The organism is Burkholderia sp. BKH01, from assembly GCF_025685725.1.
GTDB classification, from domain to species: Bacteria; Pseudomonadota; Gammaproteobacteria; order Burkholderiales; family Burkholderiaceae; genus Burkholderia; species Burkholderia pyrrocinia_C.
On record NZ_JAOTQT010000042.1, the window covers coordinates 25,829 to 40,288 of the forward strand.

General features: G+C 64.3%; 19 protein-coding genes and 1 tRNA gene. 10 read left to right on the forward strand and 10 right to left on the reverse strand.

Annotated features, from left to right (window positions below; translation table 11 throughout):
* Positions 1-173 precede the first annotated feature (173 nt).
* The 5 genes from OEJ37_RS33750 to egtB all read right to left on the reverse strand — a co-directional run bounded on the left by OEJ37_RS33750 (position 174) and on the right by egtB (position 3,895).
* Positions 174-548: a hypothetical protein gene (locus OEJ37_RS33750; RefSeq protein ID WP_174418349.1), complete on the reverse strand. Its 375-nt coding sequence runs from the start codon at positions 546-548 to the stop codon at positions 174-176.
* A gap of 205 nt (positions 549-753) precedes the next feature.
* Positions 754-1,008, reverse strand: coding sequence for a hypothetical protein (locus tag OEJ37_RS33755; RefSeq protein ID WP_065498889.1), 255 nt, complete (start codon positions 1,006-1,008; stop codon positions 754-756).
* Between the two features lie 37 nt (positions 1,009-1,045).
* Positions 1,046-1,366 (reverse strand): hypothetical protein, encoded by a 321-nt coding sequence (locus tag OEJ37_RS33760; RefSeq protein ID WP_263349325.1) that lies wholly within the window; start codon positions 1,364-1,366, stop codon positions 1,046-1,048.
* 305 nt (positions 1,367-1,671) lie between these two features.
* A complete protein-coding gene (gene egtD / locus OEJ37_RS33765) occupies positions 1,672-2,685 on the reverse strand; it encodes an L-histidine N(alpha)-methyltransferase (protein ID WP_258282824.1) in 1,014 nt (337 codons plus the stop codon).
* Entirely contained in the window at positions 2,669-3,895 is a 1,227-nt protein-coding gene (egtB, locus tag OEJ37_RS33770; protein ID WP_263349328.1) for an ergothioneine biosynthesis protein EgtB, read from the reverse strand. The genes egtD and egtB overlap by 17 nt, the downstream gene beginning before the upstream one ends.
* Before the next feature lie 550 nt (positions 3,896-4,445).
* Between egtB and OEJ37_RS33775 the strand changes: the two genes are divergently transcribed.
* Positions 4,446-4,922, forward strand: coding sequence for a carboxymuconolactone decarboxylase family protein (locus OEJ37_RS33775; RefSeq protein ID WP_111015745.1), 477 nt, complete (start codon positions 4,446-4,448; stop codon positions 4,920-4,922).
* Positions 4,922-5,803 (forward strand): sigma-70 family RNA polymerase sigma factor, encoded by an 882-nt coding sequence (locus OEJ37_RS33780; protein ID WP_263349330.1) that lies wholly within the window; start codon positions 4,922-4,924, stop codon positions 5,801-5,803. Before OEJ37_RS33775 ends, OEJ37_RS33780 begins: the two co-directional genes overlap by 1 nt.
* Before the next feature lie 100 nt (positions 5,804-5,903).
* On the opposite strand, the gene OEJ37_RS33785 is transcribed toward OEJ37_RS33780, so the two are convergent.
* Both OEJ37_RS33785 and OEJ37_RS33790 read right to left on the reverse strand, forming a co-directional pair.
* A complete protein-coding gene (locus tag OEJ37_RS33785) occupies positions 5,904-6,419 on the reverse strand; it encodes a DUF2628 domain-containing protein (RefSeq protein WP_263349332.1) in 516 nt (171 codons plus the stop codon).
* Positions 6,420-6,726: 307 nt separating this feature from the next.
* Positions 6,727-6,803, reverse strand: a tRNA-Val gene (locus tag OEJ37_RS33790).
* 564 nt (positions 6,804-7,367) lie between these two features.
* Between OEJ37_RS33790 and OEJ37_RS33795 the strand changes: the two genes are divergently transcribed.
* The 6 genes from OEJ37_RS33795 (at position 7,368) to OEJ37_RS33820 (ending at position 10,307) form a co-directional block, all read left to right on the forward strand.
* Positions 7,368-7,622, forward strand: coding sequence for a hypothetical protein (locus OEJ37_RS33795; RefSeq protein WP_263349333.1), 255 nt, complete (start codon positions 7,368-7,370; stop codon positions 7,620-7,622).
* Positions 7,623-7,714: 92 nt separating this feature from the next.
* Positions 7,715-7,984, forward strand: coding sequence for a hypothetical protein (locus tag OEJ37_RS33800; RefSeq protein ID WP_263349334.1), 270 nt, complete (start codon positions 7,715-7,717; stop codon positions 7,982-7,984).
* An 18-nt stretch (positions 7,985-8,002) separates the two neighbouring features.
* Positions 8,003-8,260, forward strand: a complete 258-nt coding sequence (locus OEJ37_RS33805) for an Imm74 family immunity protein (RefSeq protein ID WP_263349335.1) — start codon at positions 8,003-8,005, stop codon at positions 8,258-8,260.
* An 81-nt stretch (positions 8,261-8,341) separates the two neighbouring features.
* Positions 8,342-9,058: a hypothetical protein gene (locus OEJ37_RS33810; RefSeq protein WP_263349336.1), complete on the forward strand. Its 717-nt coding sequence runs from the start codon at positions 8,342-8,344 to the stop codon at positions 9,056-9,058.
* A 16-nt stretch (positions 9,059-9,074) separates the two neighbouring features.
* A complete protein-coding gene (locus OEJ37_RS33815; RefSeq protein WP_263349337.1) occupies positions 9,075-9,974 on the forward strand; it encodes an Imm72 family immunity protein in 900 nt (299 codons plus the stop codon).
* Between the two features lie 204 nt (positions 9,975-10,178).
* The gene (locus OEJ37_RS33820; protein ID WP_263349338.1) at positions 10,179-10,307 is read left to right on the forward strand and encodes a hypothetical protein; all 129 of its coding nucleotides are present in this window, start codon (positions 10,179-10,181) and stop codon (positions 10,305-10,307) included.
* 814 nt (positions 10,308-11,121) lie between these two features.
* Here OEJ37_RS33820 and OEJ37_RS33825 read toward each other — a convergent pair.
* Entirely contained in the window at positions 11,122-11,880 is a 759-nt protein-coding gene (locus OEJ37_RS33825; protein ID WP_263349339.1) for an anti-sigma factor family protein, read from the reverse strand.
* Entirely contained in the window at positions 11,877-12,398 is a 522-nt protein-coding gene (locus tag OEJ37_RS33830) for a sigma-70 family RNA polymerase sigma factor (RefSeq protein WP_034183763.1), read from the reverse strand. The genes OEJ37_RS33825 and OEJ37_RS33830 overlap by 4 nt, the downstream gene beginning before the upstream one ends.
* A 157-nt stretch (positions 12,399-12,555) precedes the next feature.
* Here OEJ37_RS33830 and OEJ37_RS33835 point away from each other — a divergent pair, with 157 nt between their 5' ends.
* Both OEJ37_RS33835 and OEJ37_RS33840 read left to right on the forward strand, forming a co-directional pair.
* A complete protein-coding gene (locus OEJ37_RS33835) occupies positions 12,556-13,644 on the forward strand; it encodes a catalase family peroxidase (RefSeq protein ID WP_263349341.1) in 1,089 nt (362 codons plus the stop codon).
* Positions 13,641-14,174 carry a cytochrome b gene (locus tag OEJ37_RS33840; RefSeq protein WP_263349342.1) on the forward strand — a complete coding sequence of 178 codons (534 nt, stop codon included), beginning with the start codon at positions 13,641-13,643 and terminating at the stop codon, positions 14,172-14,174. Before OEJ37_RS33835 ends, OEJ37_RS33840 begins: the two co-directional genes overlap by 4 nt.
* A 68-nt stretch (positions 14,175-14,242) precedes the next feature.
* Here OEJ37_RS33840 and OEJ37_RS33845 read toward each other — a convergent pair.
* Positions 14,243-14,460 (reverse strand): hypothetical protein (locus tag OEJ37_RS33845; RefSeq protein WP_263349344.1); only part of this gene is annotated, 218 nt, incomplete at its 5' end.

Sequence of the window (14,460 nt, forward strand, 5' to 3'; positions counted from 1 at the left end):
CGATTTCCCGCCGGTTATCCGCGTGAAAGCGATTTGTATTCTTGCGCGTTCGCGGCGCGGTTACGGCTGGTTGCAAATCGGGTCGGCACGATGTTTTTGCGCGACAGCGGCATTGCGTTGCCGCAATGAAAAAGGGCGCCGAAGCGCCCTTCCATCGCATGCCGGCGCCGCGCTTACAGCGTGCGGCCGAATGCGTTGTGATGCGAATGATGCGTGGACGTCGACGCATGCGTGGTATGGCCATGCGTATGCCCGTGCGTGTGACCGTGGCCCGGCTGCGTGCCGGCGCGATCGGCGATCGTATCGGAGCGGTCGGCCGCGCGCGCCAGGCCCTTGTCGCGGTCGCCCGCGTGCACGCTGTTCGAGTTGCTCAGCGCCGAGCCGCTCATGTGGCCAGCGGACATGCCGCCCGCGTTGCCGCCGGAGCCGCCTGCGCCATGACCGCCACCGTTGCCACCGCCATTGCCGCCGGCAGCCGCATACGCGGAAACCGTGCCGAGCGCGAGCAACGCGGCGGTCAGTACGGACAGGTATCGTTGATGTTTCATCTTGTGCTCCCTGGAGCGCGTTTGTGTGATTGCATTCTAGGAACGCGCACGATTCGCGCCACACCATGTTGTAAATGATCGTAACGATGCGGGCGGCGCCCATTCGTCAGATCAAACCGGATGGCGCCGCAATCCTGTCATGCGAGATCGGAACAACGAAGCAGGAAGTCGCGGCGCCGCAGCGCCGCCCCGGTGACGCTCGCGCTTACTGCGCCGGCTGCATGCCCTGCGCGGCGGCCTTGTGCTGCGCGGCCTGCTCTTCCGCGTGCTTCTTCGCCATGTGGTGGCCGACGATACAGCCGCCGACCGCGCCGACGACGGCGTGGTGCCCGGCGTAGTGGCCGGCAACACCGCCGACCACCGCGCCCTTCATGCAGCCCGCCGCGTGCGCGCTGCCGATCGTTGCGAGCGCAACGACGGCGGCGGTGGCGCACAGCCTGATGTGTCGAATGGGCATCATGTGTTCACACTCCTCTTGTATTGATTATTCGAACCGCTTAATCCCAGCGGCCGCCGCGCCAGCCGCTGCGATCGCGCCACTCGTGCTCGCGCCATTCACGGCGGCGCCACTCGTGTTCGCGCCATTCGCGCTGACGCCAGCCGTCGCCGCGCCAACCGTCGCCGCGCCAACCGTCATCGCGATAGCCGACCGGCGCGTACATGACCGGCGGAGGCGGAGCCACGTAGACGGGCGCCGGCGCCGCGTAGACGCCCGGCACGCCGATGCCGACCGACAGGTCGACGTGGGCCGATGCGACGCCCGAGGCTGCCAGCGCCGCTACACCAAGAACTGCACCGAGAATAAGTTTCTTGCTCATCTCGCGACTCCCTGCACGTGTCGTGCGTCATGTGAATACGGTTCGGAGTCTAGGCACGGGGCGCCGACACAGGTGAAACGGGTATGCGAGACCGGTAACGGACGTTTACGGCCATCCGCAAAGCCTTGCAGGACAAGGGAGAGGCGGCATTCCAGGCACCGTTGCAACGGCGCATCGAGCCGGTAAAAGGGGATTTTCGGCACGAAACCGGGCGATCGGAACGCGCCTGCGTGCACCGGAGTGTGCCGGTGTGCCCGGATTACGAACCGCCCGCACCGTGCGCGAGCGGTTCGCCGGAGCGGGCGCTACGCGCGGATATCGTCGACGCTGCGCAGCCAGTGCACGCTGAACAGGTTGTCCGCGTCGGTCCACACCGTATCGGGCTCGAATCCTGCGCGGCGCGCGATCGCATGGAAGCCGTCGATCGTGAACTTGTGCGAGTTCTCCGTGTGGATCCGCTCGCCGGCTTCGAAGCGGAACGCGTGGCCGCGCACGTGCACCGTCTGCGCGAGGTCGCTGACGAGATGCATCTCGATGCGCTGCCGCTCGCGGTCGTAGAACGCGCAATGCGAGAACGCGTCGAGATCGAAGTCGGCGCCGAGCTCGGCGTTCGCGCGCGCGAGCAGGTTCAGGTTGAACTGCGCGGTCACGCCCTGCGCGTCGTTGTACGCGTGATGCAGCGTGCGCTCGTCCTTCACGAGATCGGCGCCGACCAGCAAGCCGCCGCCGCGCAGCAGCCGCGCGGCATCGCGCAGGAACGCGTCGGCCTCTTCCGGCGAGAAGTTGCCGATCGTCGAGCCGGGAAAGAAGCCGATGCGCCGCCGCGGCGTCGCGCTCAGCTCGGCCAGTTGCTCGGCCTTCGTGTAGTCGGCCGCGATCGGCGCGACGTCGAGCCACGGATAGGCCGAACGCAGCCGCGCGGCTGCGCCGTGCAGGTAGTCGGCCGAGATGTCGACCGGCACGTAACGCGCCGGCGCGTTCGCGTAGTTGCCCGCGAACGCGTCGAGCAGCACGCGGATCTTCTCGAGCGAGCCCGCGCCGAATTCGACGATGTCCGCATGCGGGCCGACGCGCCGCACGATCTCCGCCGCGCGATCGCGCAGGATGCCGAGCTCGGTGCGTGTCGGGTAGTACTCGGGCAGTTCGCAGATGCGGTCGAACAACGCCGAGCCGGCCGCATCGTAGAAGTATTTCGGCGGAATGCTGCGCGGCGTGCGCGACAGTCCGTCGATCAGGTCGCGCTCGAACGCGCTCGGCCGCGAATCGCGGGCGGGTTGCTGGCCACCGCTCGTGGCCGTCAGGTCAGACGTCTCGCGCAAGTCGCACCCCCGTGAATTGCCAGCGCGCGGCCGGCGGAAAGAAATTGCGGTACGTCGGCCGTTCGTGCCCGGGCGGCGTCGCGATGCTGCTGCCGCGCAGGACCTGCTGCCCGACCATGAACTTGCCGTTGTATTCGGCCGCGACACCCGCGAGCGGCCGAAAGCCCGGATACGGCTCGTACGACGAACGCGTCCACTGCCACACGTGCCCGAGCATCTGCCTGATGCCGTCCGCGGCGAACGCGGCTTCCCATTCGAACTCGGTCGGCAGCCGCGCGCCGGCCCATTCCGCATACGCGGCCGCTTCGTAGAAGCTCACGTGACACACCGGTGCGTCGGGCGCGAGCGGTTCGACGCCGTGCAGGCCGAACGTGCGCCGTACGCGCGTGGCGGCCGCATCGTCGTCGTCGGGCATCCAGTACGCGGGCCCTTGCCACCCTTCCCGCTGCACCGTGGCCCAACCGTCCGACAGCCAGAATTCGGGGCGCGTGTAGCCGCCGTCGGCGACGAACGCCGCGAATTCCGCATTCGTCACGAGCCGGTTCGCGATTTCGTATGGCCGCACGAGTGCGGTGTGGCGCGGCCGTTCGTTGTCGAACGAGAACGTATCGCCGTCGTGGCCGATCTCGACGAGCCCGCCCGGCTGGTGCAGCCAGTGCAACGGGCCTGCGTCGCCCGCGGCCAGCGCGGCTTGCGCGTCGGCCCCGTTGCGCGGCCGGAATGCCGGCTTCAGCGGATTGCACGAGAACGCATGCAGCATGTCCGTGACGATCAGCTCCTGGTGCTGCTGCTCGTGATGCAGGCCGAGCTCGATCTCGGGTGCGATCACCTCGAGCAGCGCCGCATCCGCACCGGCCAGCGCGTGCAGCATCGCCTCGTCGACGTGCTGCCGGTACGCGTGCACCTCATCGAGCGACGGACGCGTGAGCAGCCCGCGCTGCGGCCGCGGATGGCGCGGGCCGAGCGCTTCGTAATAGGAATTGAACAGGAACTGGAAGGCGTCGTTGAACGGCGCGTAGCCGGGCACGCGGCGCATCAGCACGACGGTTTCGAAGAACCAGGTCGTATGCGCGAGGTGCCATTTCGTCGGGCTCGCGTCGGGCATCGACTGCACGGCCTGGTCTTCGGCGGACAGCGTCGCGGTCAACGCGACGCTATGGGTGCGCACGTCCTGGAAACGGCGCTGAAGCTGTGATGCAAGGAGGCTCATCGGTTTACCGTTCACGTCGCGATTCGCTGCGTTGCGTTGCCGGAAAAGGGAAAGCCTTGCGCATGATGCGCGCGGCTGACGTGCGACCTGCTGCTGCGTCGTCGGGCAGCCGGCGCGCGCGCCGGGCCGCTGATGCGGCTTCACTTCATCTGCCCGTGCAGAACAGTATGGTCCAGAAATGTGAATGCTGCGAATCGGGATGCCGATGAAACGCAGTCGAAAGACAAATGAAAGTGTTGGCCACGCGCGCGTCGCGTGCGTGACAAGCCGTCGATGTCTGTCGGAGCACGGCCGTGCGGGGTCTCACAACGCGCATGCCGGCGATTGTGGCTACTGACGGACCATGACATCCGCGCGGCGATCGTGATGGCGTCGGTGATGTATGGGTTCTCGTCTGACAAACGCCATTACGTCGTTCGTTCGTGGTGGTCGGCGCCCTGCTGACCCGCCCCGCGTTCCCGCGCGCTTCGCAAATTTTTTTGCGTCGATGTCACACACGCGAGGGCTCGCTCGTCATATCACCGGAACCCACACGAAAGGAGAAGGAACCATGACTGCGAAACTCAATCCGTTTGCCGCCGCGCCCGCACTGATGAAGAACTGGATGACCGTGTCGGTCGCCGCCGCCGGGAGCCTCGAGCCGACGCTGATCGAGCTGGTCAAGATCCGCGCATCGCAAATCAACGCGTGCGCGAACTGCATTAACATGCACACCGCCGAGGCGCGCGAGCAAGGCGAGACCGAGCAGCGCATCTACTTGCTGTCCGCGTGGCGCGAAGCGCCCTGCTACACCGACCGCGAACGCGCGGCGCTCGGCTGGACCGACGCGCTCACGCGGCTGTCCGAGGGCCACGCCGCGCACGAAGCGGCCTATGCGGCGCTGAACGACCACTTCAGCCAGGAGGAACAGGTGAAACTCACGCTGATGATCAACGTGATCAACGGCTGGAACCGGCTCGCCGTCGGCTTCGGGCTGTGGATCGAGCCGGCCGACGCGAAGGCCGCTGCCGCGAAGATGGTTGCCTGATGACGAACCCCGATCCGGCCAAGGGCAGCGCCGAGGAACGGGCCGACGCGGCCGCGAGCTTCGACCCGCTGCGCCGTACGCTGATCCGCGTCGCGTACCGGATGCTCGGTTCCGTCGCGGATGCCGAGGACATGGTGCAGGAGGCGTTCATCCGCTGGATGGACGTCGACCGCACCGAGGTGCGCGTGCCCGAGGCATTCCTGCGCCGCATGGTGATGCGCATGTGCCTCGACCAGCTGAAGTCCGCGCGGCACCAGCGCGAGACCTATATCGGCCCATGGCTGCCCGAGCCGGTCGTCGAGGAAGACGAACAGGAGGACGTCACGCTGCCGCTGCTGCTTGCGCTCGAACGGCTCTCGCCGCTCGAACGTGCGGCGTTCCTGCTGCACGACGTGTTCGGCCTCGAGTTCGACGAAGTGGCTACGACGATCCAGCGCGACCCGGCCGCGTGCCGGCAGCTCGCCGCACGCGCTCGCACGCATGTGCGCGAGGCGCGGCCGCGGTTTCACGTCGAGAAGCAACGTGGGATCGAGCTGGCCGAGGCGTTCTTCGCGGCATCACGCAGCGGCGACATGCGTGCGCTCGGCGCGATGCTCGCCGAGGACGTGAGCCTGCATTCGGACGGCGGCGGCAAGCGCGCGGCCGCAGGCAAGCCGGTGTTCGGCTTCGAGCGCGTGATGAAGGTGCACGAGTATCTGGCCGAACTGTTCGCCGCGCATGCGTCGAAGCTCGTGCGCGCGGGGTTCATCAACGGGTTGCCGGGTTTCGTTACGCTGGAATCGGATGGTGAGCTGCAGACGACGGCGCTCGAGATCGAGGACGGGAAGATCGTCGCGATCTATGTCGTGCGGAATCCTGACAAGTTGAAGCATCTGCATTGAGGGTGGCGGGACCGTGCGCCGCGTGCCGTATGGATGCACGACGACGGCGCCCTCCGCTCGCTTCTGTCCGCCCTGCTTTGCCGGTCGCCGGTGAGCGCGATCAATACGTCGCGACCATGACGTTGCGGATCATGATCATCAGGAAACCGAGCAGCGGCGTCGCGATGGCGAACCCGGTTGCCGCAAGCCAGTTCGTGCCGCCTTGCGCTTCAAGCAGCGCGAGAAACGATTGGTTCGACGTCGCGTTCGGCCGCAGCTTTTCGATATTGCGTTCGACGTGCGTCTTGTAGATGCCGTTCCCGCACCAGCCGAGCGCAACTGCGATCCCGATGGTGATCGGGTCGAGCGTGCTCGATTCGAAGTATTTCGGGAAGTACAGCAACTCGACCAGCGTGATGCCGAGCGTGACGCCCAGCACGGCGGCCGCCTGCCAGTACATGCATCGATACGCCATCCAGACCGGGCCCAGGAAGCACGCTGCCCAGTTCCAGGACTGCCGGTTCTTGCGCGATGCGGCGATCTCCCACTTTCGTTCGAACCAGGCGGCTTTCTTGCCGACGTAAGCGGCGATTTCGTCGTTGCTCGCGGACGATGCGGTGGTCGTGACCTCGGACATGGTCGTTTGCTCTCAGTCGCGCGAATCGCGCGTTGTTGTTTTGATGCGGTTTGGGTGCGCCGGAAATCGGGCGGCTCGCGCTGCAACGCGCTTCGATGCGCACACGATTCTACTCGGTGTGTATTGCAGGTCGGGATGTCGATGAGGATGCGATGCCGTGGATCGCGTGCAACGCATCGGGGCACCATGCGTTGTTTCGGCCGGAAAAAGAAAAACGCCACGCGAAGTTGCCGCGTGGCGTTTGTATGTTTGGCGAGCCAGATTGCCTGTAGGCAATTCGCGCTGCCGACCCCTTCATTTTGTTCGTTGGTAGGCTCGATTGGATTCGAACCAACGACCCCCACCATGTCAAGGTGGTGCTCTAACCAACTGAGCTACGAGCCTAAGAAGCCGCGAATTATAGAGACGGTTTTCGCAGAGCACAAGCCCCTTCGTGAAAATTTCTTGAATCGAGGGGCGTGTGGTCTTGCTGGTTGCTGCGCGTGCCTGATGCCTGGTGTCACAGCGAAACGCGTCCGCGCCGCGAGGTTATCCACACGCCCCTCTGGATAACCGTCCTGCAAGCCTCTGGATTCACAGTGGAGCGATTGAGGATATGTCGTCGCGGCTGTGAATCGACGAAAAGTTGTTCTGTGCTCCGCGGAGCTGTTCACGTGACACGCCCATGGTTATGCATCCTGCTTCGTGTTGATAATTCAGTGCGTTAGGGAGGTTATCCACTGTGAGACACATGGCTTGTTAACTATCACTACGTATGTATACGAACCCTGTTAACACCTTTGGATAAGCACAGTCCGGCGACTGTGATCCGCGCGGGATATGCACTGCGTGCGGTGAACGGATGAACGACGCGGCAGGCTGTGGGGCATGTGAGAGGTGTGCGAACAGCCATGTCTGTAGAATCGCCAGCATTCAGGATGCAACGGCCTGGCGGACAGGTTCACGGCGATGACCGATTCTTCGTTGACCCGGCTCGACGCGCTCGATATCGATGCGGTCGTATGCCGATTGCAGCAATTCCCGGGCGACATCGTGTTCGAGCAACGCGTGTCGATACCGGAGGCCGAAGTCCTGTGTTGCCGCTACAAGGGCGAGCGATTCAACGTGAAGTTCGATCTCGGTTACGGGATGTTTGTCGATCGCGTCGGAGAACTGTCTCGCCAAGACATCGACGCAATCGTCGGATGGCTTGCGACGACGTAAGCCGGCCAAACTGAGAGGCACAAGGATTTGATCGATTCACTGACTGCGCTGCAGCGCTGGTACGAATCGCGTGGCGATGGCTTGCGGTTGTCGTGACCGACGTGATGGCTGCCGCCGATGTGCTGACGCAGTTGGGCTTCGTTCGGCAATCCGATCGCTGGGAACGCGCGATCGCAGACGATACCGACCGCCAGGCACTCGTTGCCGCGCTTGTTGATCTGGATGCGCTGTTCTCCTCGGGTCGCGACTGGAGCCCGCAGGCGCTCGTCGAGTATTACCGGGAGATCGGCGTCGTGCGGCGCGGATACCGTTCGGTTGCGTGGCGCAAGCCGACGCAATACGTCATCGAGCAGCATGACTGAATCACGCGAGGCAAGGTCATGACGTACACAATCCTGATGGTGTCGCGCCGCGAGATCGTGCTATCCGATGGGCACCGCACCGTGCGAGCGCCTGGCGAAGCATTGCTGCCCGGCGTGGGCAACGGGTCTGCATTCGTCGTCTACATCGATTCCATGAAGTACATCGAATCGGAAAACGATGGCGAGACGATCGATGCCGTTACGCGCCAAGCCGTGATTTCGGCGATCACCGCGTATTTCTCGTCGCGACGCGCGACTGTCGAGTTCGAACCCTGAGCCATCGATGAGGATGACCGACACGATGAAACCGAAGAACGACCCGGGCGACGCGAGCACTGCCCGCAACCGGAGCTGGTAATGGGACCCATTCTCTGCCGTCGGCACGGTCGCGACAACGGGATGACAACATCGGCGGGCATTGCCGCGCTCATCCGGCAGCGCGGGCAGTGCTCGTCCGGCGAGCTCGTGAAGGTTTCGCTCGATCGGCCGAAATACAGCTGGGAAATGTGGATGCTGCGCGCCGAACTCGTCGAGCACGAGGTCGATGCGACCTTTATCGACCATGTTGCGCACGTGAAGGCGTTTCCGAAGATTGCGGCGCTGGAGCGCTTGCGCGTGTATCTGTGTTCGGCATGCCTGGACGAACTGCTCGTGCGCTCAGGCGAGGTGCCCTATAAACCGACGACGACGGAGCAGGCGTTCGACACGTCCGTCGTCGCGGCGAATGCGAATTGGCCGCGCGACTTCGCGCGCTGCGAGTTGCACGGGTTGATCCGGCCGACGCGGACCTCACCGGATATCGAGGCCGCGATCTTGTCGATCGACGTGATCCGCGATTGTCACGTCGTGCAGGTGACCAATGCCAGCGTGCAGCACGGAGCCACGCATTGGTTTGACGAAGCGTTCTTGCACAAGGTGCTCGGGACGGATATCGACATCGTTGAATCGACGTTACGCATCGATGATCGGGCCATGTTTATGCGGATGTGGAACGCCGGTGAGCTCGTGTGTCCCGACTGCCTGCGGGAGGTGCTGGAACGTAGCGGTCTGCGCAACAAGGACACGCGGACGTGAGCGTAGCGGAGCAATCGTGACGGACACGATCAAGCAGTACGACATGACGGACGACGCCACCCGGCGCAAGATTTTCTGGCTGCTTCAACGCTTGACGAGCCTGTCGCTCTGGACGCGCAAGCGCGATGCGTTTGCGCTATTCGCGAACGCGTATGAGCATGCAGTGAACACGTGGCCCGATGATGATCCGGCGTCCATACAGGACACCCACTTTCCGATCATCGCCGACATTCTCGCTGCTTACGATCGAGGACTGACCGAGCTGGCCCGAGGGAACCGGCTCGGCTGGCGGAGCGGTGGGCCGTTCAAGCACGTGTACCGGCAATATCACCTTCTGGACGCGTATTTCTACCCTCATCCCGATTACTGGGATCGCGGCGGGCAGATTGCCCCGTACCCGCCGAAGATCGACTCGCTGGCCCGACTGCTGCATGCATCGGAATACCAGATGGAGTATGCGCCGTTCGATTCGGGCGATCGATTCGGCAACCTCGCACAACTGCGCTCGGCAAGACGGCTGTTGTCCCCGGATGCCTATGAGCGCAACTTCCACACGCTTTCGTACCCGGTATTTCCGGAGGAACTGCCCGCGGTTCCGCAAGCGGTGGGCCCGGTGATCTGGACCGGCCGGAAAGTGCCTTGCGACGGTATTTGGGAGCCTGTCGTCGTCGGGTGGTCGAGGCGGCCGGGCATCGTGCCGATCGTCGTGCCCGGTTTGCGTAATGGAGGTTGCTTCAATTATTTCGTTCGGGGCACTCGTGCGCCGAACCTCACGGATGATTTCCCGGGATTGCTCGTCCCGACGTGCTGGCGATTGCTGTGGGAAGACCGGCGTTACGTGAACAGCGCCGTTCCCGACGAATCGCGGTATTTCCTCGAACCGCGGCAAGTGCCGCAGACGAGCATGAACCCGTGATATCCGGAAAACACCATGAGCGAGCTGAATTTCGGCGAGGTCGATTGATGTTCCGTCCGCCTCGATACCGCGACGCTGCTCGGCCTGAAATACGCCTATGAGAATTTTGCGAAGACCGGGCAGGATCTGCGCAACTTCGAGATCTGCATCACGGACGAAAGCGCTGCCAGGGTCGATCCGAAACCCGAGGGCGCTGTCATCAGCGTGACGTTCCTCGCGAAGATGCCGCCCGGCATGCGCGGGCTCGGCAACGCGAGTCCGCTCGGGACGTCGATCGAGTATGTCGTTTCTCCGGAAACCGGCGAGATTCTCAAGGTTTGTCTGACCAAGTGACTGCGTAGTCGGTGAAGGTGGTCGGCCTGCGTATGTGGATAACCGCGACACAAACAACGCGAAACGCTGTGCGAGCAAAAGGTGAGGGCGCACCCGAATCGCAAGCCGGGTGCGGATCCCGGCGAATTCGGACCATGACAAGCCGATCCGAATGCGCAAGCACACGGCTTGACGGAGGGCAGCCTGCTCTACGACGTGGGCGATTGCGGAATGTGCGTCGCGTTTCGTACGCTTGTCGACGGTCCGCATGTGGACAACTCGCACACCCAACCAGTCGAATCGCTGTGCGTCGAGCGGGTGAGCACCTTGCATTCGACCACGCGAATCAGCCCGAACGCCTTGTCTGGCAGGGTCTCGCCGGAATAGAGCAGACGATGCGGATAGTTTTCGTGCGATCCGTCGTGATTGAATGCCTTGTGGATATCGAGAAGTCAAAGCACTCGAAGACCTGTGCATTCAATGGGTGAGGGTAATCGAATTCGGTGTAGTGTTCGCGTTATCTCACGGGTTGTGGATATCGCACGCCAAAACAACCCGAAACACTGTGCAAGCCGAAGGTGAGCGAGTCGACCGATGACCACGCGCGGTGTCGCCATGATCGATGTGGATATCCTGTTCCGCGGCGACTCGAAACCCTGTGATTCTAAAGGGCGAGGGCGCCGGCGTTGTTTCGATGTGGACAACAGACCAGGAAAGTCAGTCGAAACGCTGTGTAAGCGAGTGGTGAGCGCGAGCGCGGCCCAGCCAGCAAAGCCGCATGATTCGGGGCGCCGGCGGCCACCGGGGACCGCCAGCAGCGCGCGCATCGTACCACTCAAGTCTGCTGATCGAGCGCCTGCACGACCGCCTTTTCCCCAAGACTCCCAGCCGGCCCGACCACCGCATAGTTGAGCCCGTTCACCGACCCGTACCGCGCCAGCAGCGCGCCATCCATGCGTTGCCCGGCCGGCAGCAGCCGATGTTTCGATTCCGCCGGCCGGAGATAGAAGCTCAGCGTTCGCCCGGCACCGTCCTCATAGAGCACCATCGCAGCCGTGGCTCCGCTGTCCGTCGTGAACAACCGTCCGCCGACCGGCCTGAACCCCGCGGCGCTCAAATCCGGCAGCCGTGCCGAAGCCCCGACGCGCCTGGTGAGCCACCCCTGCAAATCGCCCGCACCCGTCGGCCGATAATCGACCTTTGCCGTCTGATCGACCACCATCATCCGGTAAGCCTCGACCGCATCGCTCATCGGCGCGACAGCCGGCGCCGCGTTCCACCCGCGCGCCTGCCAGCCGCCGAACGTCCCCAGCCCGACGCAGAACACGAACGAAGCCGCCATCGCGAACCGCATCCGCTTGCGCTCCACGCGCCGTCCACGAATCGCCGCCGGATCCAGCGCCGGGTTATCCGCCGGCATCCGCACGCTCTCCAGCGCGGCCCTCAACCGCTGCGCATCCTGCTGCCATTGCTTCACCTGTTCCGCGCGCTCCGGATGCAGCGCGAGATAACGCTCGACCGCGGCGCGCGCATCGTCGTCGAGCTGGCCGTCGACATAGGCCTGAAGGTCGTGTTCGTTCGGAGGCGTGTTCATTTTTTCATCAAGCGCAAAGAAGGAGCGGGAAGCTCGCCGTCGCTGAGCTGGCGCAGCGCCTGGCGCGCGCGGGAGAGCCGCGACATCACGGTGCCGATCGGCACGTCGAGCAGGTCGGCGACTTCCTGATAGGTGAAGCCCTCGACCGCGACGAGCAACAGCAGGCTACGCTGCTCGTCGGAGAGCCGGCCGAACGCTTCGAGCGTCGCGCGCGCCGCGAATTCGCGTTCGGCCGACGGCCAGTGCGCTTCGTCATCGTCGCGGATGCGGCCGAGCAGCCACGCGTAGCGCTTTGCGCTGCGTTTGCCGTCGAGAAACTGCCGGTAAAGGATCGTGAAGAGCCAGCTGCGCAGCGACGCGTCGTCGCGGCGGCTCGTCCAGCGCGACAGCGCGCGCTCGAGCGTCGACTGGACGAGATCGTCGGCCGCGTGGACGTCGCGCGCCAGCCAGAGCGCGAAGCGTCGCAGCCTGGGGAGGAGTTCGCGCAACGCTTCGTCGTCGAGGGCGGTGGAGGGCATGGCCGGGCCGGTTGCCGAAAGGGTCGAGATGCCGCGTAGGACGCCGGCGCGTGCCGATTATTCCATCAAGTCTAGGAAAAAATTTTTCGTGGAATAAAGCGGCGCGGGTGGCGTCCTACGCGGGTTCGACAATGATCTGACGATCAGGAGTGCATCCATGAAGCAATCTTCCTCTTCTTCGCCGCAGCGCGAGCCCGGGCGCGGGTGGTGGCGCTGGGCCGCGATCGGCGGCGCGGTGGCCGGCGTGGCCGTCGCGTTCGGGTATGCCGGCGGGTGGCTCGCGCCGGCGCGTCTGACCCCGCAGCGGCTCGTCGACGCGCTGCAGACCAACAGTGGCATCCATCCGGGCTACCGGCGCAATCACGCGAAGGGCGTGTGCGTGACCGGTTACTTCGAAGGCAACGGGGCCGCGAGCGCGTATTCGGTCGCGCCGTTCTTCAAGGCGGTGCGCACGCCGGTGGTCGGGCGGTTCGCGCTGCCGGGCGGGAATCCGTATGCGCCCGACAGCAGCGTGCCGATCCGCAGCCTCGCGCTGAAGCTCACCGCGCCTGACGGCGAGCAATGGCGAACCGGGATGAACGCGATGCCCGTGTTTCCGGTGGCGACGCCGCAGGTGTTTTATCAGTTGACGGTGGCGACCCGGCCCGATCCGAAGACGGGCAAGCCCGATCCGGCGAAGGCGAAGGCGTTTTTCGGCGCGCATCCGGAGACGGCCGCGTTCCTGCAGTGGGTGAAGGGTGCGAAACCGAGCGCGAGTTACGTCACCGAGAGTTATTACGGGCTGAACGCGTTTTACTTCGTCGACGCGGCGGGCAAGCGGCAGGCGGTGAGGTGGCGCGTCGTACCGGAGCAGACGGCCGGCGCCGGGGACGTCGCGACGGCCGCGGATCCGAACGTGTTGCAGCAGGACGTGACGCAGCGCATCGCGGCGGGTGCGCAGAAGTGGAAGCTGCTGGTCACCCTGGCGGAGCCCGGCGATCCGGTGGACGACGCGACCAAGGTCTGGCCCACGCAGCGGACGACGATCGATGCGGGGACGCTCGTGCTCGATCGCGTGGAGGCGCAGGACAGCGGGCCGTGCCGCGACGTGAATTACGACCCGACGGTGCTGCCGCAGGGGATTCAGGTGTCGGGGGATCCGTTGCTGGCGGCGCGCTCGGCGGCTTATGCGGATTCGTATCTGCGGCGGACCAGTGAAGAGGCTGGCGTGGCGGGGGTGGCCAAGTTGAGTTCGGAGGGGCGATGATGAAGACTTCTACGACGTTTAGTCTGCCGGCGAGGGCGCTGCATTGGGTGATGGCCGCGATGATCGTCGCGATGCTGTCTATCGGGGTGGGGATGGTTTCGTCTGTCTCCGAGCGGCATGCGGTTTTGGTGGCGATTCATAAGCCGCTGGGTGTCGCCGTGCTGGTGCTGGTGTGTGTGCGGATCGTGGTGCGGTTTTTGTCGAAGCCGCCGGCGTTGCCTGAAGACTTGCCGTGGTGGCAGAAGGTTGCCGCGCATGGGTCGCATCTCGTGCTGTATGCGCTGATGGTTGCGATGCCGTTGATCGGGTGGGCGATGCTTTCGGCGGGCGGGTATCCGGTGACGTTGGGCAGTGGTGTGCAGTTGCCTGCGATTGTTTCGGCCGACCCGGTGACGTTCGCGTGGCTCAGGGTCGCGCACCGGGTGCTGGCGTATCTGTTCTTTGCCACGTTCCTCGCGCACTTTGCAGCGGCGATGTATCACGGGTTGATTCGCAGGGATGGCGTGGTGAGGGCGATGGTGGGCCGGTGAGCGACGGAGGGTTGCGTTCGCTGCGGCGGGGCGGTTCGTGGGCTACCGGCGTACCCGCGTTGCCGCCTCTATGCCACCGGCTGCAACCCCGTTGATCCCCGGCTCCACCTCTTGCCAAAAAAATGTTTCAAGAATTTTTCAAAAAGTACTTGACGGCAAAGTCGGGGAAAACCATAATTCGGCCTCTCTTGATTGAGACGCGAAACAAACGAGACGTTTGAAACGCGACGTTCTTTAAAAATTAACAGCCGATAAGTGTGGGCGCTTGATGAAAGCGAGCTGATCT